Below are 18,314 nucleotides of genomic sequence, written 5' to 3' on the forward strand. Positions count from 1 at the left end.
GTTTTTACTTCACATTAAAAAATTTACTGCATTGTATTTTTTATTGGCAACTTGGCCAGAAATTATTGCTCAGCTTGCGGCTGCCTGTTCCGCCGATTTGCATTCGTTGGCAAGCTGGCGGCCGCGCTTGGCGTCGAGCAGCATGGCCTTGACCGGGATGCCGATAAACACCAGGCCGCGCTTTTTATGTTCCAGGCGTTCGGCGCCGCTTTCGGTTTCAACGCGGGTCATGGGAATGATCCGCTTGTCCCAGCGCAGGGCGACATTTTGCGGATTGCCAGGATTGCGGTAAACCGTGATTTTGTGGCCTTCGGCGCAATCGTATTCGGTGACGATAGAGCCCGTGACATCGGCTTCGGCCTCTTCCTCTTCTTTGGCCGCTTTTTTGGTGGTTTTCTTGGCGGGCTTCTTCTCCGCCTTCTTTTCAGCCTTGTTATCAGCCTTTTTCGGCGCGGGGGCGGCGGTTTCCGCCGAGGCTGGCGACATCGCCAGCGCAATACTTGCTGCCATCAATATGGATAGGAATTTCTTCATGCCTGGGTCTCCTGGAGCGTTCGGTGGTATGTGTCCCTGCTGCGATAAGGTGGTTTTGCCCGATTTATAGTAATGCGGCTGCCGCTTCGGGCAAGGGCATGCCGCCGAGTTTTGCGCGCTGCAGGATGGTCCAGTAATACCGGTAGCTGGCGCGGTCGTGCAGCCTGCCGTGGTGCTGGATCGGACCCCATTGCGCATTTTGTGCTTCAGTCAGGATTTGCGCCGCTTCGTGCACTTCCGAACTGCGCGGCGTCATTGCCTTGATGATCGGCTTGATCTGGTCCGGATGGATGCTCCACATGCGGGTGTAGCCACATTCGCCGACGGCGCGGGTAGCATCGCCGGCGACTACGGCGCTGTCCTTGATTTCAGTGGTGACATTGTGCGAGGGTACCTTGCCGTGCGCGTGGCAGGCAGCGGCGATCTCGAGTTTGGCGCGCAGCACCAGCGGATGGGTGAACTGACCGGGGCTGCGCATGGCGTTGCCGGGGATCGCGCCATAATGGGCCGAGACGAAATCCATGATGCCGAAGGACAGCGACTCGACCTGCGGCAAGGCGGCAATGGCGTGGACGTCAGCCAGCGCGCCGTGCGTCTCGATCAGTACATGCACCGGCAGCTTGCTGCGCCCGTGCGCACGGGCGATCTTGTCGATGACGGCGAGGGCGCGCTTGACGTCCTTGAGGTTTTCCGCCTTGGGCAGCATCAGGTAGGCCAGGCGCGCGGCAGCGGTGGCGCAGATGAGGCTGACGTCCTGCTCGAAAAAATTGTTATTGACGTCGTGTACGCGGGCGCCGATGCGGCCGAAGCGGTTGTCATCCGAGGCGATCAGCGCGCCGACCAGTTGCGCATGGGCTGTTTCATTGCCGGCGGCGGCGCCGTCCTCGCAATCGAAGGTGATGTCGAACAGGGGGCCAATTTCTTGTTGCAGGGCAAGCGATTTTCGCATCAGCTTTTCAGAGCCGGCGTAGTGGTCACAGACCGGCAGGGTCACCGGCTTGGTCTTGTCCTGGAATAAGACTTCGGAAGGATGCATGTGCAGCGTTGCTTTTGATGTTGTTATCGGTAATGGAGTGTGGCGCGGCCGGGCGGTGCGCTGCTGTGCGCTGCCCGGCCGTCGGTAGCGTGATTAGCCTACCAGATGCTTGACGCCTTCGCGCTCTTCCGACAATTCGTTCAGGGTGAGGTTGATGCGCTCTTGCGAGAATGCATCGATTTCCAGGCCCTGGACAATCTTGTATTCACCGTTTTCAGTGGTGACCGGGAAGCCGAAGATGGTGCCTTCGGGGATGCCGTAGGAGCCGTCCGACGGGATGCCCATGGTGGTCCACTTGCCGTTGGTGCCCAGCACCCAGTCGCGCACGTGATCGATGGCAGCGTTGGCAGCCGAGGCAGCCGACGACAGGCCGCGCGCTTCAATGATGGCGGCGCCGCGCTTGCCGACGGTCGGCAGGAACACGTCCTTGTTCCAGACCTGGTCGTTGATCAGGTCCTTGACCGATTGGCCATCAGCCGTGGCGAAACGGTAGTCGGCGTACATGGTCGGCGAGTGGTTGCCCCACACGCACAGCTTTTCGATGGCGGAAACCGGCTTGCCGATCTTGGCGGCGACTTGCGACAGTGCGCGGTTGTGGTCCAGACGCAGCATCGCGGTGAAGTTCTTGGCCGGCAGGTTGGGCGCCGACTTCATGGCGATATAGGCGTTGGTGTTGGCCGGGTTGCCGACCACCAGGACTTTCACATTGCGCGAAGCGACAGCGTCGAGCGCCTTGCCTTGCACGGTGAAGATCTGCGCGTTGGCTTCCAGCAAGTCCTTGCGTTCCATGCCAGGGCCACGCGGACGGGCGCCAACCAGCAGGGCGACGTCGATATCCTTGAATGCGGTCAGCGGATCGCTGTGCGCGGTCATGCCAGCCAACAAAGGGAATGCGCAATCGTCGATTTCCATCATCACGCCCTTGAGCGCCTTTTGCGCTTTTTCGTCAGGGATTTCGAGCAATTGCAGGATGACCGGCTGGTCTTTGCCGAGCATGTCGCCGTTGGCGATGCGGAACAGCAGGGAATAACCGATTTGGCCGGCGGCGCCGGTCACGGCGACACGCATGGGGGCTTTAGCCATGTTGAATCTCCAGAGTGGGTGATGAAAAAAGTGCGATGTTATAACCAAAACCTTGCAATGATACTGCCGAAAGCAAGCCAAGTCAGCCAGTTCCGGCGCGCCGGGCGGGAAAAGCCCCGGAAAGCCGTTTTGACCTCGATGGATTTACATCAGGTGAAAATATTGCTCGCGAGTGTAGGCGCTGCGTAACACGCTGTCAATGACTATCTTATATCTTATATAAGACATATCACTAGCATTTTTTGCTAGACGGAAAAGGGTGAATTGTGGTGAAATCGGGGGCATGAGTTCTGTCCTCTCCAATTTGAGCAATGGCGGTGCGCCTGGCGCAGGGGCAGGGCCATCCGTTTCCAGTCCTTCTCCCACCTTCAGTCCGCTCTATCAGCAAATCAAGGCGCTGATCACGCAGAGCCTGCAATCCGGCGAATGGAAGCCGGGTGAGCTGATCCCCAGTGAGGTTGAGCTGGCTGCCCGTTTCAAGGTGAGCCAGGGCACGGTGCGCAAGGCGATCGACGAACTGGCTGCCGAAAACCTGGTGGTGCGCCGGCAGGGCAAGGGCACGTTCGTGGCGACCCATCATGAGGTGCGCGCGCAGTTCCGTTTTCTGCGTCTGATGCCGGATGTGGGTGAGCCGCACAGCGCGGAAAACCGCGTCATCGAAGTTAAGCGCCTGCGTGCGCCGGCCGAGGTGGCGCGCCTGCTGGAAGTGAAGTCCGGCGACCCCATGATATTCATCAAGCGCGTGCAGTCGTTCGATGGCGTGCCCACCATCCTCGAAGAGTTGTGGCTGCCCGGCGTGCTGTTCAAGGGACTGACTGCGGAGCGTTTGATCGAATACAAGGGGCCGATGTATGGCTTGTTCGAGACGGAATTCGGCACGCGCATGATTCGCGCCACCGAGCAATTGCGCGCGATTTGCGCTGATGAGCATGCCGCGCAACTGCTGGAAGTTGCCCCGGGCACTCCTTTGTTGAGTGTCGAACGCGTGTCCTTTACCTATGGCGACAAGCCGGTGGAAGTGCGGCGTTGCCTGTATCTGACGGAAACGCACCATTATCAGAACGAATTGAGCTAGGTAGACAAGAAAAATTATTACCAGCGAGCTACAATATCGGGTTGGTGAGCTTCGCAAAAATAAGCGAAAATTACGAAATTGTTACAAGTGAGAGGTCTTGAAATGTCTGAACCAGAAAAAAACAACCGGCGGCAATTTGGTCCGATGACCTTTGCCCAGGCGCTGAGCTATCGATTGCCGCTGGCCGCCAAGGTGTCGATCCTGCATCGCGGCAGCGGCGCATTGATGTTCCTGCTGCTGCCCTTCGTGCTGTATCTGCTCGATCAAAGCCTGACGTCGGAGATTTCCTTCGACTATCTGAAGGGCTTTGCATCGCACTGGTTCATCAAGCTGCTGATCCTGGCTTTGTCGTGGGCTTATCTGCACCACTTCTGCGCCGGTATCCGCCACCTGCTCATGGATTTCCACGTCGGCGTCAACAAGGAAGCCGGTCGTAAGTCTGCCGCTACCGTGCTGGCGGTCAGCCTGCCGTTGACCCTGCTGGTTGCATTGAAACTGTTTGGAGTTTTCTAGAAAATGGCAAATAACAATATCGGACCAAGGCGCTTGGTCGTCGGCGCTCATTACGGCCTGCAGGACTGGATGGCGCAACGCATCACCGCGATCGTCATGGCGGTCTACACTGTCATCATCCTGGTCGCCTTCCTGAGCGGCACGCGCTTCAGCTACGAAGGCTGGGCTGGCCTGTTTGCCCACCAGTGGTTCAAGATCGCCACCTTCGTGACCTTCCTGTCGCTGGCGTATCACGCGTGGGTCGGCATGCGCAATATCTGGATGGACTATTGCACCAAGTCGGTCGTACTGCGACTCGTATTACAAGTTGCCACCATTGCGTGGCTGATTGGTTGTGCCGGTTGGGCGGCGCAGATTATCTGGAGAGCTTAACCGTGGCAGCAACTAAATCCACCATTCCAACCCGCCGTTTCGACGCCGTCATCATCGGCGCCGGCGGTTCCGGCATGCGCGCTTCGCTGCAGCTGGCCGAAGCCGGCCTGAACGTCGCCGTGCTGTCGAAAGTATTCCCGACCCGCTCGCATACCGTTGCTGCACAAGGCGGCATTGGCGCATCGCTGGGCAACATGGCCGAGGACAGCTGGTTCTGGCACATGTTCGACACCGTCAAGGGCGGCGACTACCTGGGTGACCAGGACGCCATCGAATTCATGTGCCGCGAGGCACCGAAGGTCGTCTACGAGCTGGAACACTTCGGCATGCCGTTCGACCGTAACGCCGACGGCACCATTTACCAGCGTCCATTCGGCGGCCACACCGCCAACTTCGGTGAAAAGCCGGTGCAGCGCGCCTGTGCCGCCGCCGACCGCACCGGTCACGCGCTGCTGCACACGCTGTATCAGCGTAACGTGCGCGCCAAGACCCACTTCTTCGTCGAATGGATGGCAATCGACGTGATCCGCGACGCTGAAGGCGATATCGTCGGCGTAGTGGCGCTGGAGCTGGAAACCGGCGATGTCATGATTCTCGAAGCCAAGACCACGATTTTCGCCACTGGCGGCGCCGGCCGTATTTTTGCCGCCTCCACCAATGCCTTCATCAATACCGGTGACGGCATCGGCATGGCAGCGCGTGCCGGCCTGCCGCTGGAAGACATGGAATTCTGGCAGTTCCACCCGACCGGCGTGTCCGGCGCCGGCGTGCTGATTACCGAAGGCGTGCGCGGCGAGGGCGGTATCCTGCTGAACTCCAACGGCGAACGTTTCATGGAGCGTTACGCGCCAACCCTGAAAGACCTGGCGCCGCGTGACTTCGTGTCGCGCTCGATGGACCAGGAGATCAAGGAAGGCCGCGGCTGCGGTCCGAACAAGGACCACGTGCTGCTGGACCTGCGCCATATCGGCGCCGATACCATCCAGAAGCGCCTGCCGTCGATTCTGGAAATCGGCCACAAGTTCGCCAACGTCGACGCCACCAAGGAACCGATTCCTGTCGTGCCGACCATTCACTACCAGATGGGCGGTATTCCGACCAATATCTACGGTCAAGTGGTCGCGCCGAAGAATGGCAACCCGAATGAAATCGTCAACGGCATGTACGCCATCGGCGAGTGCTCTTGCGTGTCGGTGCACGGCGCCAACCGCCTGGGCACCAACTCCTTGCTCGATCTGGTGGTGTTCGGCCGCGCTGCCGGTAACCACATCGTTGCCAGCAACCTCAAGCAAAAGAGCCACAAGCCGCTGCCGGCCGACGCCGCCGACCTCGCGCTGTCGCGCCTGAACCGACTCGAAACCAGCACTGGCGGCGAGCGCGTGCAGGATGTCGCCAACGATATCCGCTCGACCATGCAGAAGTATTGCGGCGTGTTCCGTACCGACGACCTGCTGCAGGCCGGCGTGGTGGAAATCATGAAGCTCGACGAGCGCCGCAAGCACGTGTCGTTCAAGGACAAGTCGAAGGTGTTCAACACCGCGCGCATGGAAGCCCTGGAACTCGACAACCTGATCGAGACCGCCAAGGCCACCATCGTTTCGGCCGCCGCCCGCAAGGAATCGCGCGGCGCCCATGCGCACCGCGACTATGAAGCGCGTGACGACGCAAACTGGATGAAACACACCCTGTGGTATTCGGAAGGCAACCGCCTTGACTACAAACCGGTCGTCACCAAGCCGCTGACGGTGGATACCTTCCCACCGAAGCCTCGTACATTCTGATCCGTCGGGCGTAAAGGAAAAATTATGGCACGTACACTCAAATTTCAAATCTACCGCTACGATCCGGACAAGGATAGCAAGCCTTACATGCAAGACCTGACGGTCGAGCTGAAGGACACCGACAAGATGCTGCTGGATGCACTGCAGCGCATCAAGTCCGATGTCGACGATTCGCTGGCGCTGCGCCGTTCCTGCCGCGAAGGCGTGTGCGGCTCCGACGCCATGAACATCAATGGCAAGAACGGCCTGGCCTGCACCACCAACCTGAATGAGCTGTCCGAGCCGATCGTGCTGCGTCCGCTGCCGGGCCTGCCCGTCATCCGCGACCTGATCGTTGACATGACGCAGTTCTTCAAGCAGTATCATTCGATCAAGCCGTATCTGATGAATGACCAGATTCCGCCGGAGAAGGAGCGCCTGCAATCGCCCGCCGAGCGCGAAGAGCTCGACGGTCTGTACGAATGCATCCTGTGCGCCTGCTGCTCGACGTCCTGCCCGTCGTTCTGGTGGAACCCGGACAAGTTCGTCGGCCCGGCCGGCCTGTTGCAAGCCTACCGCTTCATCGCCGACAGCCGCGACGAAGCCACCGGCGCGCGCCTGGATAACCTGGAAGATCCGTACCGTCTGTTCCGCTGCCATTCGATCATGAATTGCGTCGATGTCTGCCCGAAGGGTCTGAACCCGACCAAGGCGATCGGCAAGATCAAGGAATTGATGGTTCGCCGCGCCGCTTAAGGCGCTCATCGATATATCACTAATGTCAGCCACACATCAATCCGATCCGATCAAGCGTGCGCGCCTGCGCTGGCGCGCGCGCCGCGGCTTGCTGGAAAACGACCTGATCATTACGCGTTTCCTGGATGCGCATGAAACCACCCTGAGCGATGAAGAGGTGGATGCGTTTTCCCGTCTGATGGAATTGGCCGACAATGCATTGATGGAATTGCTGTTGGCGCGCAAGGAGCCGGAAGGCGAAGTGGACTTGCCGCACGTTCATGCATTGCTGGTCAGGCTAAGGGCGGCCTGATCGGCCTAATGTTTGTAGTCTCGTTTTTTATTTTAACAACCGACTCACCCCCAGGTGAATTGAAGGAAGAGCCATGACCAACTCTGATAATAAAGCCACGCTGTCGTTTTCCGACGGAACCCCCTCGCTTGATCTGCCTATCTACAAGGGCACGGTTGGTCCGGATGTCATCGACATTCGCAAGTTGTATGGCGCCACCGGCAAGTTCACCTACGACCCCGGCTTCATGTCGACGGCATCTTGCAATTCCTCGATCACCTATATCGATGGCGACAAGGGCGAGTTGCTGTATCGCGGCTATCCGATCGAGCAGTTGGCCGTCAATTGCGACTTCCTGGAAACCTGCTACCTGCTGATGAACGGCGAACTGCCGACCGCTGCGCAGAAAGATAAGTTTGTTTCCACCGTCACCAGCCACACCATGGTGCACGAACAGATGCAATTCTTCTTCCGTGGTTTCCGTCGCGACGCCCACCCGATGTCGGTGCTGGTCGGTACCGTCGGCGCGCTGTCGTCGTTCTACCATGACTCGCTGGATATCTCCGACGCGCATCACCGCGAAGTGTCGGCCATCCGCCTGATCGCCAAGCTGCCGACCCTGGTTGCCATGGCATACAAGTATTCGGTCGGCCAGCCGTTCGTCTATCCGCGCAACGACCTGTCGTACAGCGCCAACTTCATGCGCATGATGTTCTCCAATCCGTGCGAGGACTACAAGGTCAATGACGTGCTGGTGCGCGCCCTGGATCGTATCCTGATCCTGCACGCCGACCACGAGCAGAACGCTTCGACCTCGACCGTGCGTCTGGCCGGCTCTTCCGGTGCCAATCCGTTCGCCTGTATCGCAGCCGGTATCGCCTGCCTGTGGGGCCCGGCACACGGCGGCGCCAACGAAGCCGCACTGACCATGCTCAAGGAAATCGGCTCGGTCGACAATATCCCGGCGTTCATTGCGCAGGTGAAGGACAAGTCCTCCGGCGTCAAGCTGATGGGCTTCGGTCACCGCGTCTACAAGAACTTCGACCCGCGCGCCAAGCTGATGCGTGAAACCTGCTACGAAGTCCTGAACGAACTGGGCCTGGAAAACGATCCGCTGTTCAAGCTGGCCATGGCGCTGGAAAAAGTGGCGCTGGAAGACGAATATTTCGTGTCGCGCAAGCTGTACCCGAACGTCGACTTCTACTCGGGTATCGTCCAATCGGCCCTGGGTATCCCGGTGTCGCTGTTCACCGGTATCTTTGCGATGGCCCGCACGGTTGGCTGGATCGCCCAGTGGAACGAAATGATTTCCGATCCGGAGCAAAAGATCGGCCGTCCGCGTCAGCTGTTCGTCGGTTCCCCGACCCGCGATGTGCCGCCGCTGGCCAAGCGCGGCTGATACGGCAGACATGTCAGGTAAAGAAACGGGCTTCGGCCCGTTTTTTTTAGGCTGTTTGCCGACGGCAGCGGGGCCAACAAGGCGGCTTCTTTATGATATGCTCTGCGCTATCCATAATTCTGGTAATCAGGTCAAAAGTCCTTCCCCACAACTTGATGTGCAATCCGCTAACCGGTCAGGCCGTGTCGCGGAAGGTTAAATTAACCCGCTAATCTCGCGAAGCGCGAAGAAAGGTGAGCAGTATGATGCAGCAGTATCGTTCCAACTCCTATCTGTTTGGAGGTAACGCGCCGTACATTGAAGAATTGTACGAGGCCTATCTTCTCAATCCCGGCGCCGTGCCCGACAACTGGCGCGCCTATTTTGATGCGATGCAGCATGTGCCGGCCGTCGATGGTTCGGACAAGCCTGACGTTGCGCACGCTCCGGTCATTGCCTCGTTTGCAGAACGCGCCAAGCAGGGCCCGATCCGTACCGTGACCGCTTCGGCCGATGTCGAAATGGGCCGCAAGCGTGTCGGCGCCACCCAGCTGATCGCCGCTTATCGCTTCCTTGGCACGCGCTGGGCCAACCTGGACCCGCTGCAACGCCAGGAGCGGCCATCGATTCCCGAGCTGGAGCCGAGCTTTTATGGCTTTGCCGATGCCGACATGGATACGGTGTTCAATGTCAGCAATACCTATTTTGGTACGGAAAACGCATCGCTGCGTGACCTGCTCAATGCCTTGCGGGATACTTATTGCCGCTCGATCGGTGCAGAATTCATGTACATCAGCGACCCGGCGCAAAAGCGCTGGTTGCAGGAACGACTGGAGTCGACCCGTTCCGCACCGAATTTTTCCAAGGAAAAGAAACAGCATATCCTTGAGCGCCTGACGGCGGCCGAAGGCCTGGAACGTTACCTGCATACCAAATACGTGGGGCAGAAGCGCTTCTCGGTGGAAGGCGGCGAAAGCTTTATTGCCTCGCTCGATGAAGCCGTTCAGCGTGCCGGCCAAAAGGGCGTGCAGGAAATCGTCATCGGCATGGCGCACCGCGGCCGTTTGAACGTGCTGGTCAATATCCTGGGCAAGGCACCAAAGGACCTGTTTTCCGAATTCGAGCACACAGCGCCGGAAGACTTGCCGGCAGGTGACGTCAAGTACCATCAGGGCTTTTCCTCCGACGTTACCACGCCAGGCGGCCCGGTTCACCTGTCGCTGGCATTCAACCCCTCGCACCTGGAAATCGTCAATCCTGTGGTCGAAGGTTCGGCCAAGGCGCGCATGGTACGCCGTGGCGACAAAAAGGGCGCGCAGGTGCTGCCGATCCTGGTGCACGGCGATGCTGCATTCGCCGGCCAGGGCGTGGTCATGGAAACCCTGAACCTGGCGCAAACCCGCGGCTACGGCACGGGCGGCACGCTGCATATCGTCATCAACAACCAGATTGGCTTTACCACGTCCGACCCGCGCGACTCGCGCTCGACGCTGTACTGCTCCGACGTCGTCAAGATGATCGAGGCGCCGGTATTGCACGTCAATGGCGACGACCCGGAAGCCGTGATCCTGGCGACCCAGATCGCGCTGGACTACCGCATGGAATTCCAGAAGGATATCGTGGTCGATATCGTCTGCTTCCGCAAGCTGGGCCACAACGAATCGGATACGCCTGCGCTGACGCAGCCGCTGATGTACAAGAAAATCGGCAAGCATCCGGGCACGCGCAAGGTGTATGCCGACAAACTGATCACCCAGGGCGCCATTCCCGCCGATGGCGGCGACGCCATGGTCGCGGCCTACCGCGCGGCGATGGATGCCGGCAAGCACACGGTCGATCCGGTCATCACCAACTACAAGAGCCAGTTTGCCGTCGACTGGATGCCCTTCCTGAACCGCAAGTGGACCGATGCCGCCGACACGGCGGTGCCGATGGTGGAGTTGCAGCGCCTTGCCACCCGCATTACCGCTGTGCCGGAAGACTTCAAGCTGCACCCGCTGGTGGAAAAAGTGCTGGGCGACCGCGCTGCGATGGGTCGCGGCGAGACTAACCTCGACTGGGGCATGGGCGAGCATCTGGCATTCGCCTCGCTGGTCTCCTCCGGCTATGCGATCCGCCTGACCGGGCAGGATGCCGGACGTGGCACCTTTACGCATCGTCATGCTGTTCTGCACGATCAGAAGCGTGAGAAATGGGATGCCGGTACCTATATCCCGCTGCAAAATGTCTCGGACAACCAGGCACGTTTCCTGGTGATCGACTCGGTGCTGTCGGAAGAGGCGGTGCTCGGCTTCGAGTACGGTTACTCCTCGGCCGAACCGAACACCCTGACCATCTGGGAGGCGCAGTTCGGCGACTTCGTCAACGGCGCGCAAGTGGTGATCGACCAGTTCATCAGCTCGGGCGAAGTGAAATGGGGCCGCGCTTCCGGTCTCGTGATGATGCTGCCGCACGGTTATGAAGGCCAGGGTCCGGAGCATTCGTCGGCACGTCCGGAACGCTTCCTGCAGCTGTGCGCCGACAACAACATGCAAGTCGTGCAGCCCAGCACTTCGGCGCAGATTTTCCATCTGCTGCGCCGCCAGATGATTCGCCTGTTCAGGAAGCCGCTGGTGATCCTGACGCCGAAATCGCTGTTGCGCAACAAGGATGCCGGCTCGCCTTTGTCGGAGCTGGCCAATGGTTCGTTCCAGACCGTGATTGGCGAAGTCGACGAGAAAATCGACGCCAAGAAAGTCAAGCGCGTGGTCGCCTGCTCCGGCAAGGTGTATTACGACCTGGTGAATGCCCGCAAGGAGCGCGGCCAGGGCGATACGGCGATCATCCGTATCGAGCAGCTGTACCCGTTCCCGCACAAGGCATTTGCCGCGGAATTGAAGAAATTCCCGAACATGGCCGAACTGGTGTGGGCGCAGGATGAGCCGCAAAACCAGGGCGCCTGGTTCCAGATCCAGCACAATATCTTCGAGAACCTCGATGATGGCCAGAAGCTTGCCTACGCAGGCCGCCCCGCCAGCGCATCGCCGGCGGTCGGTTACTACGACAAGCACTATGCGCAGCAGAAGGCGTTGCTGGAAATGGCGTTTGCCAAGCTCAAGGGCTTCGTCCTGACTAAATAACACCCGGCGGCGCGCCAGAAGCTGGCGCGCCGTCTGAACAACCCGAAACGGAGAGTTACATGGCTATTTTTGAAGTGAAAGTTCCGCAACTGTCGGAATCGGTTGCCGAGGCAACCCTGCTGCAGTGGCACAAGAAGGTCGGCGAAACCGTCGCCCGCGATGAAAACCTGATCGACATCGAAACCGACAAGGTCGTGCTGGAATTGCCGGCACCCGCCGCCGGTGTCATCACCCAGATCATCCGGGGCGATGGTTCGACCGTCGTCGCCGGTGAATTGATCGCCGTCATTGATACCGAAGCCACCGCATCGGCAGGCGCCCCTGCAGCGGCAGCACCGGCTGCTGTCGCACCGGCTGCTGCCGCTGCGGCGCCGTCGGCCGCCGGCATCGCCATGCCCGCCGCCGCCAAGATGCTGGCCGATAACCAGCTGTCGGCTTCGCAAGTGGCCGGCACCGGCAAGGATGGCCGCATCACCAAGGGTGACGTCATCGGCGCGCTGGAAAAGAAACCCGCTGCCGCACCGGCCGCGCCTGCCGCTGCCGCCAAGCCGGCCCTGCAGCAAGTCGCCGCACCGGTCAGCCTGAATCTGGGCGACCGTCCGGAAGAGCGCGTGCCGATGAGCCGCCTGCGTGCCCGCGTGGCCGAGCGCCTGCTGCAATCGCAAGCGACCAATGCCATCCTGACGACCTTCAACGAGGTCAACATGCAGCCGGTCATGGACCTGCGCAACAAGTACAAGGACAAGTTCGAGAAGGAACACGGCGTCAAGCTGGGCTTCATGTCCTTCTTCGTCAAGGCGGCCGTCGCCGCCCTGAAAAAATACCCGGTCCTGAACGCTTCGGTCGATGGCAATGACATCGTCTATCACGGCTATTTCGACATCGGTGTCGCAGTCGGTTCGCCGCGCGGCCTGGTCGTGCCGGTCCTGCGCAATGCCGATCAAATGTCGATCGCCGAGATTGAAAAGAAAATCGGCGAATTCGGCGCCAAGGCCAAGGATGGCAAGCTGACCCTGGAGGACCTGTCGGGCGGCACCTTCTCGATTTCCAATGGCGGCGTGTTCGGTTCCATGCTGTCGACCCCGATCATCAACCCGCCGCAATCGGCGATCCTCGGCATTCATGCCACCAAGGACCGTGCCGTGGTCGAGAACGGCCAGATCGTGATCCGTCCAATGAACTACTTCGCGATGTCGTATGACCATCGCATCATCGACGGCCGCGAAGCAGTGCTCGGCCTGGTGGCAATGAAGGAAGCCATGGAAGATCCGGCACGCCTGCTGCTGGACCTGTAATCGAATCGGAATCGATGGGAGGCACGCGGCTTGTCGGCAACTCCGCCGCCGCGTGCCTCTTTTTGCGTATAAGGAATAAGACAATGTCCAAAGAATTTGATGTAGTGGTGATCGGCGCCGGTCCCGGCGGGTATATCGCGGCCATCCGCGCTGCGCAGCTGGGTTTCAAGACCGCTTGTATCGATGAGTGGAAAAACGACAAGGGCGGCCCGGCACCGGGCGGCACCTGCACCAACGTTGGCTGCATACCCTCCAAGGCCTTGCTGCAATCTTCGGAGCATTACGAACATGCCGGTCACGGCTTCGCCGAGCATGGCATCGAGGTCAAGGGCCTGAGCCTGAATCTCAAGCAGATGCTTGGTCGCAAGGATAACGTCGTCAAGCAAAACAACGACGGCATCCTGTACCTGTTCAAGAAAAACAAGGTTACCTTTTTCCACGGCCGCGGTTCGTTCGAGAAGGCCGAGGGTGGCGTCTACACCATCAAGGTCGCCGGCGCTGCCGAAGAAACCATCACCGGCAAGCATGTCGTGATCGCCACCGGCTCCAATCCGCGTGCCTTGCCTGGCGCAGCCTTCGATGAAAAGCTGATCCTCTCGAACGCCGGCGCGCTGGCGATCGACGCCGTGCCGAAAAAGCTGGGCGTGATCGGTGCCGGCGTCATCGGCCTGGAAATGGGCAGCGTCTGGCGTCGCGTCGGCGCCGCAGTGACGGTGCTGGAAGCCATGCCGACCTTCCTCGGCGCAGTCGACGAGCAGATCGCCAAGGAAGCGCAAAAGCTGCTGGCCAAGCAGGGCCTGGAAGTCAGCCTGGGCGTCAAGATCGGTGCGATTACCGCCGGCAAGAAAGACGTCACCGTGGAATACGCGGATGCCGCCGGCAAGGAACACAAGGCGGTGTTCGACAAGCTGATCGTCTCGATCGGCCGCGTGCCCAACACCACGGGCCTGAATGCCGAAGGCGTTGGCCTCAAACTCGATGAGCGTGGTTTTGTCGCCGTCGACGACGATTGCAAGGCCAGCCTGCCGAACGTGTGGGCGGTGGGTGACGTGGTGCGCGGCCCGATGCTGGCACACAAGGCCGAAGAAGAGGGAGTTGCAGTTGCTGAACGTATTGCCGGCCAGCATGGTCACGTCAATTTCAACACAATTCCCTGGGTGATTTATACTTCTCCAGAGATCGCCTGGGTTGGCAAGACCGAGCAGCAGCTGAAGGCGGAAGGCGTGGCGTACAAGGCCGGCACTTTCCCTTTCCTGGCCAACGGCCGTGCGCGCGCGCTGGGCGATACTTCCGGCATGGTGAAGTTCCTGGCGGATGCGAAGACCGATGAAATCCTCGGCGTGCATATCGTCGGTCCGATGGCTTCGGAACTGATTGCCGAATCGGTGGTGGCGATGGAATTCCGGGCATCTTCGGAAGACATCGCCCGCATCTGCCATGCGCATCCTTCGCTGTCGGAAGCGACCAAGGAAGCAGCGTTGGCAGTTGACAAGCGCGCGCTGAACTTTTAAGTACGCTTGCAAGCAAGCCTGCAGGTGTGCTTGCTCCCCCATTTCGGCAGGAATGGGGGCAAAGGAGCCCATATGCGTTATCTGATTCTTGCATTGCCGCTGGCGCTGGCCGCCTGCGCGAGTATGGATGCCGGTGAAAAAAAAGGCATCACGATCGAAACCACCAGTCGCCAGCAAGTCGTGGCCGGCGCCAGCTGTGTCGTCAGTAATGGCAACGGCTCCTGGCAGGTGGTGACGCCGGCGACCGTGGATACGGGCGGCGTCAATGGCGATTTGCGCGTGGTCTGCAACAAGTCGGGTTACCGTACCTCCGAATTCCTGTTCCGGCCATCGGCCTATGCCTCTTCCGGCACCAGCCTGGGCATTGGCGTGGGCGGCGGTGGCCGGCGGGTCGGTGGCGGCGTCGGTTTTAGTCTGCCGCTCGGCGGCAATGGCGGTGGCGGCAGTTACCCGTCGCAGGTTGCCGTGGAAATGAGCCCCATGTAATGAATGCAAAGTCGATGAACGTCCAGGAATTTTATGAGCATGCGCTCAAGCAGCGCAGCTATGCGTCCGATCCGGCGCAGCTGCGCGCGGTAGCACGCCTGCAGCAGTCTTTCGATGAATGGAAGGCGTACAAGGCGACCCGCTCCAGCAAGCTCAAGCGCATGATCCGACGCCCCGAAGTGCCGCGCGGCGTTTACATGTGGGGCGGGGTCGGCCGCGGCAAGTCGTTTTTGATGGACAGCTTTTATTCTGTGGTGCCGGTGGTGCGCAAGACGCGCCTGCACTTTCACGAATTCATGCATGGCGTGCATCGCGAGCTCGATGCGCTGAGAGGGGTCGCCGACCCGCTTGATGAAGTTGCGCGCCGCATCGCCCGCAAGTACCGCCTGATCTGCTTCGACGAATTTCACGTCTCGGATATCGCCGACGCCATGATCCTGTACAACCTGCTCAAGGCCTTGTTCGAGAACGGCGTGAGCTTCGTCATGACCTCCAACTATGCGCCGGACACGCTGTACCCGGACGGTTTGCATCGCGATCGCATGTTGCCGGCGATCGCCTTGCTCAAGGAAAAGCTCGACGTGCTGAATGTCGATGCCGGCAACGATTACCGCAAGCGCTCGATGGAGCAGGTGGAAAGCTACCTGACGCCGCTGGGCGCCGCGACCGACCGCGCCTTGCGCCACGCCTTCACGGCGATCGCCGAATGCGCCGACGAGGAGCCGCACATCATCGTCGAAGCGCGCGAGATCCATACGCTGCGCCGTGCCGGCGGCGTGATCTGGTTCGATTTTGCCGCCATGTGCGGTTCGCCGCGCTCGCAAAACGATTATCTGGATATCGCCAGCCGCTTCCATACGGTGATCCTGTCGGGGATTCCGCGCATGACGGCGGCGATGGCGTCCGAAGCGCGCCGTTTCACCTGGTTGATCGACGTGTTTTACGACCGTAAGGTCAAGCTGTTGATGTCGGCCGAAGTGCCGCCCGAGGAGTTGTACACTGAAGGCACGCTGGCTACCGAATTTCATCGTACCGTTTCGCGCATCATCGAAATGCAGTCGCGCGAATACATGGAGTCGAACCGGCGCGAAATCGCCGATGCGATCGCCTGAACAACCAGACTAGGACTGTATCGACCATGGATGTCAGCGGATTTTCACGTGTCTTGAGCGCCTTGCTGCTGGGCCTGGTTCTGGCCCAGCCGGCGCTTGCACAGCAAGACAAGGCGCAGCAAGACAAGGTACTCGAGGACGCGCCGCAAGACCAGCCGCGACCACAGGCGTCGCCGGCTCCTTCGGCCGCTGCGCACAGCGTCGATGCGATGGTTGCGCGGTATCCGCAGGGAGCAATTGATACGGACGCGCTGGCAGTGCAGGCGCAAGCTGATGTCAACTACGCACGGAGCGTGCTCGCGGCGCAATTCGCGAACGCCCAGAATGCCTGCCATGGCCGCTTCTTCACCAATGCCTGCATCGACCGCGCGAAGGAGGCGCAGCGCGCCGGACTCGCTGCACTGCGGCCGGTCGAACTGGAAGCCAATGCTTATCTGCGCCAGTCACGGGTAGACCGGCGTGATCGTGCGCTGACAGAACAGCGTATCAAGGCGGAAGCGGTTGCGCAGGAACGCTTGCAGTTGCAGCCGGAGAATGAAAAAAAGGCCGCCCGCAAGGCTGAGGAGCGCGCAAGCCGGGAGCAGGAACGACAGGCCGGGCAGGCGGCCCCTGCCGGCATCGTCGACGACCGCGTGCGGCGTCACGAAGAAAAACTGCAACGCTTGCGCGAAGAAGATGCCGGCAAGGCGCAGGAGCGCGCCAGAAATATTGCTGCCTACGAGGAAAAGCAGAAGGAAGCCGCCGAGCGGCAAAAGAAGGTTGCCGAGAAAAAGGCGCAGAAGCAGCAGAAGCAGGGCGGCAATCCGGCCAGTCCAGCTGCCACCGCAGCCGGCCAGGCAGTGACCCCTGCCAAACCCTAGACTGCCCGCCCCATTTTTCCGACAGTGTAGTTGCGTTGTTCCTTTGGCAGCGTCACCAGCTTGACGATGGCCAGAGTGCAATTGTCCGCTACCGTGCCGGCCGCGCGTTCACGGGCTTTCTTGATCAGCATTTCGGAAGCCTGTCGCGGCGAATTCATTGCCAGCGCGGCACCCAGTTCGGCATCGCTGAAATAATGCCAGAGGCCGTCGGAGCACAGCAGGAAGGCGTCGCCGGCTTTCAGGCCGTCGTGCCGCCCGATGGTGATGTAGGGTTCATTGCTCGAGCTGCCCAGCACGTTGATCAAAATGTTGGACAGCTTGTGGTTTTTGGCTTCGTCGCGCGCCAGTTTGCCCTGGCTGATCAATTGTTCGACATAGGAATGGTCGGTGGTGCGTTCGGCGAAATTGGGGCCGCTGAATCGGTACAGGCGTGAATCGCCGACATGCGCCCAGATCGCGGACTTGTCGGGCGTGATTACCAGCAGTACCATGGTGCTGTGCGGTTGTTTTTCGGCCGAAAATCCGGTCAGCTTGATGATGGTGTGGACTTCATGGGCGATGATCTTCATCATCTCTTCAACCGTTTCGGTCAGCGGCGAGAAGAGTTCGAAATTCTGCCTGGCAGTGCGGATTACTTGCTCTGCAGCCATAGAGCCGCCGCTCCTGCCGCCCATGCCGTCGGCCAGCACCGCCATCATGTAACCGGGTGCCTTGGGCGCGGAAAAGAGCGCGGCGCGATCCTGTTGTTCAGACCGGTCGCCTATGTGTTGGGCCGTGCCTGCTTCAATCTTGTATTGGCTCATACGTCGGGGTGGATTACACTGCGCATTGGCAATGGGCATATAGTACGGAATATTTCTTCCATGCGCCAATGATGACGGGTGGAAATGTGAATTATTGTGAATTTTTTGTCTTAAAAGTAACAGAATGAGCAAAGCCGCCGTGGAAGATATTCAACGCCGTATCATTGAACTGGAAGTCGAGCACCGCGATCTGGATGCGGTGATCGACCTGTTGTCGCGTGCTTTGCGGCCGGAGGAGCTGCAATTGCGGCGCCTCAAAAAGCGCAAGTTACAGTTAAAAGACCATATCACATTGTTGAAAATGCAATTGATTCCTGATATCCCGGCCTGATGCGCCGCCTGATCCGAAT

18 protein-coding genes are annotated in these 18,314 nt (G+C 59.8%); 14 read left to right on the forward strand and 4 right to left on the reverse strand.

Annotated elements, in window-relative coordinates; translation table 11 throughout:
- Window positions 1–69: 69 nt before the first annotated feature.
- The 3 genes from D3878_RS01700 to D3878_RS01710 form a co-directional block, all read right to left on the reverse strand.
- A complete protein-coding gene (locus D3878_RS01700; RefSeq protein ID WP_119783902.1) occupies window positions 70–534 on the reverse strand; it encodes a hypothetical protein in 465 nt (154 codons plus the stop codon).
- Window positions 535–598: 64 nt separating this feature from the next.
- Complete coding sequence (locus D3878_RS01705; RefSeq protein ID WP_119783903.1) at window positions 599–1,570, reverse strand: HpcH/HpaI aldolase/citrate lyase family protein; 972 nt, start codon at window positions 1,568–1,570, stop codon at window positions 599–601.
- Window positions 1,571–1,663: 93 nt separating this feature from the next.
- Window positions 1,664–2,653 (reverse strand): malate dehydrogenase, encoded by a 990-nt coding sequence (locus D3878_RS01710; protein WP_119783904.1) that lies wholly within the window; start codon window positions 2,651–2,653, stop codon window positions 1,664–1,666.
- 283 nt (window positions 2,654–2,936) lie between these two features.
- Here D3878_RS01710 and D3878_RS01715 point away from each other — a divergent pair, with 283 nt between their 5' ends.
- From D3878_RS01715 to D3878_RS01775, 13 genes are all read left to right on the forward strand, one after another.
- On the forward strand, window positions 2,937–3,728 hold the full coding sequence (locus tag D3878_RS01715; protein ID WP_119783905.1) for a GntR family transcriptional regulator: 792 nt from the start codon (window positions 2,937–2,939) through the stop codon (window positions 3,726–3,728).
- A gap of 102 nt (window positions 3,729–3,830) precedes the next feature.
- Complete coding sequence (sdhC, locus tag D3878_RS01720) at window positions 3,831–4,241, forward strand: succinate dehydrogenase, cytochrome b556 subunit (RefSeq protein WP_119783906.1); 411 nt, start codon at window positions 3,831–3,833, stop codon at window positions 4,239–4,241.
- 3 nt (window positions 4,242–4,244) lie between these two features.
- The gene (gene sdhD / locus D3878_RS01725) at window positions 4,245–4,613 is read left to right on the forward strand and encodes a succinate dehydrogenase, hydrophobic membrane anchor protein (protein WP_119783907.1); all 369 of its coding nucleotides are present in this window, start codon (window positions 4,245–4,247) and stop codon (window positions 4,611–4,613) included.
- 2 nt (window positions 4,614–4,615) lie between these two features.
- Entirely contained in the window at window positions 4,616–6,394 is a 1,779-nt protein-coding gene (sdhA, locus tag D3878_RS01730) for a succinate dehydrogenase flavoprotein subunit (RefSeq protein ID WP_119783908.1), read from the forward strand.
- 24 nt (window positions 6,395–6,418) lie between these two features.
- Window positions 6,419–7,129, forward strand: coding sequence for a succinate dehydrogenase iron-sulfur subunit (locus D3878_RS01735; RefSeq protein WP_119783909.1), 711 nt, complete (start codon window positions 6,419–6,421; stop codon window positions 7,127–7,129).
- Window positions 7,130–7,151: 22 nt separating this feature from the next.
- Window positions 7,152–7,421 (forward strand): FAD assembly factor SdhE, encoded by a 270-nt coding sequence (locus D3878_RS01740; RefSeq protein WP_119783910.1) that lies wholly within the window; start codon window positions 7,152–7,154, stop codon window positions 7,419–7,421.
- Between the two features lie 73 nt (window positions 7,422–7,494).
- The gene (gene gltA / locus D3878_RS01745) at window positions 7,495–8,799 is read left to right on the forward strand and encodes a citrate synthase (RefSeq protein ID WP_119783911.1); all 1,305 of its coding nucleotides are present in this window, start codon (window positions 7,495–7,497) and stop codon (window positions 8,797–8,799) included.
- 242 nt (window positions 8,800–9,041) lie between these two features.
- On the forward strand, window positions 9,042–11,897 hold the full coding sequence (locus tag D3878_RS01750) for a 2-oxoglutarate dehydrogenase E1 component (protein WP_119783912.1): 2,856 nt from the start codon (window positions 9,042–9,044) through the stop codon (window positions 11,895–11,897).
- A gap of 59 nt (window positions 11,898–11,956) precedes the next feature.
- Window positions 11,957–13,192: a 2-oxoglutarate dehydrogenase complex dihydrolipoyllysine-residue succinyltransferase gene (odhB, locus tag D3878_RS01755; RefSeq protein ID WP_119783913.1), complete on the forward strand. Its 1,236-nt coding sequence runs from the start codon at window positions 11,957–11,959 to the stop codon at window positions 13,190–13,192.
- An 83-nt stretch (window positions 13,193–13,275) separates the two neighbouring features.
- Window positions 13,276–14,703, forward strand: a complete 1,428-nt coding sequence (gene lpdA, locus D3878_RS01760; protein ID WP_119783914.1) for a dihydrolipoyl dehydrogenase — start codon at window positions 13,276–13,278, stop codon at window positions 14,701–14,703.
- 72 nt (window positions 14,704–14,775) lie between these two features.
- Window positions 14,776–15,189, forward strand: a complete 414-nt coding sequence (locus D3878_RS01765) for a hypothetical protein (protein WP_119783915.1) — start codon at window positions 14,776–14,778, stop codon at window positions 15,187–15,189.
- A gap of 14 nt (window positions 15,190–15,203) precedes the next feature.
- Window positions 15,204–16,301: a cell division protein ZapE gene (gene zapE, locus D3878_RS01770; RefSeq protein ID WP_119787642.1), complete on the forward strand. Its 1,098-nt coding sequence runs from the start codon at window positions 15,204–15,206 to the stop codon at window positions 16,299–16,301.
- A gap of 26 nt (window positions 16,302–16,327) precedes the next feature.
- A complete protein-coding gene (locus D3878_RS01775; protein ID WP_119783916.1) occupies window positions 16,328–17,161 on the forward strand; it encodes a hypothetical protein in 834 nt (277 codons plus the stop codon).
- Here D3878_RS01775 and D3878_RS01780 read toward each other — a convergent pair.
- On the reverse strand, window positions 17,158–17,964 hold the full coding sequence (locus D3878_RS01780; protein WP_119783917.1) for a PP2C family protein-serine/threonine phosphatase: 807 nt from the start codon (window positions 17,962–17,964) through the stop codon (window positions 17,158–17,160). The two genes, D3878_RS01775 and D3878_RS01780, sit on opposite strands and share 4 nt — an antisense overlap.
- A gap of 124 nt (window positions 17,965–18,088) precedes the next feature.
- Between D3878_RS01780 and D3878_RS01785 the strand changes: the two genes are divergently transcribed.
- Window positions 18,089–18,295 (forward strand): YdcH family protein, encoded by a 207-nt coding sequence (locus D3878_RS01785; protein WP_119783918.1) that lies wholly within the window; start codon window positions 18,089–18,091, stop codon window positions 18,293–18,295.
- Window positions 18,296–18,314 lie beyond the last annotated feature (19 nt).

This window comes from Noviherbaspirillum sedimenti (assembly GCF_003590835.1).
Classification (GTDB): domain Bacteria; phylum Pseudomonadota; class Gammaproteobacteria; order Burkholderiales; family Burkholderiaceae_D; genus Paucimonas; species Paucimonas sedimenti.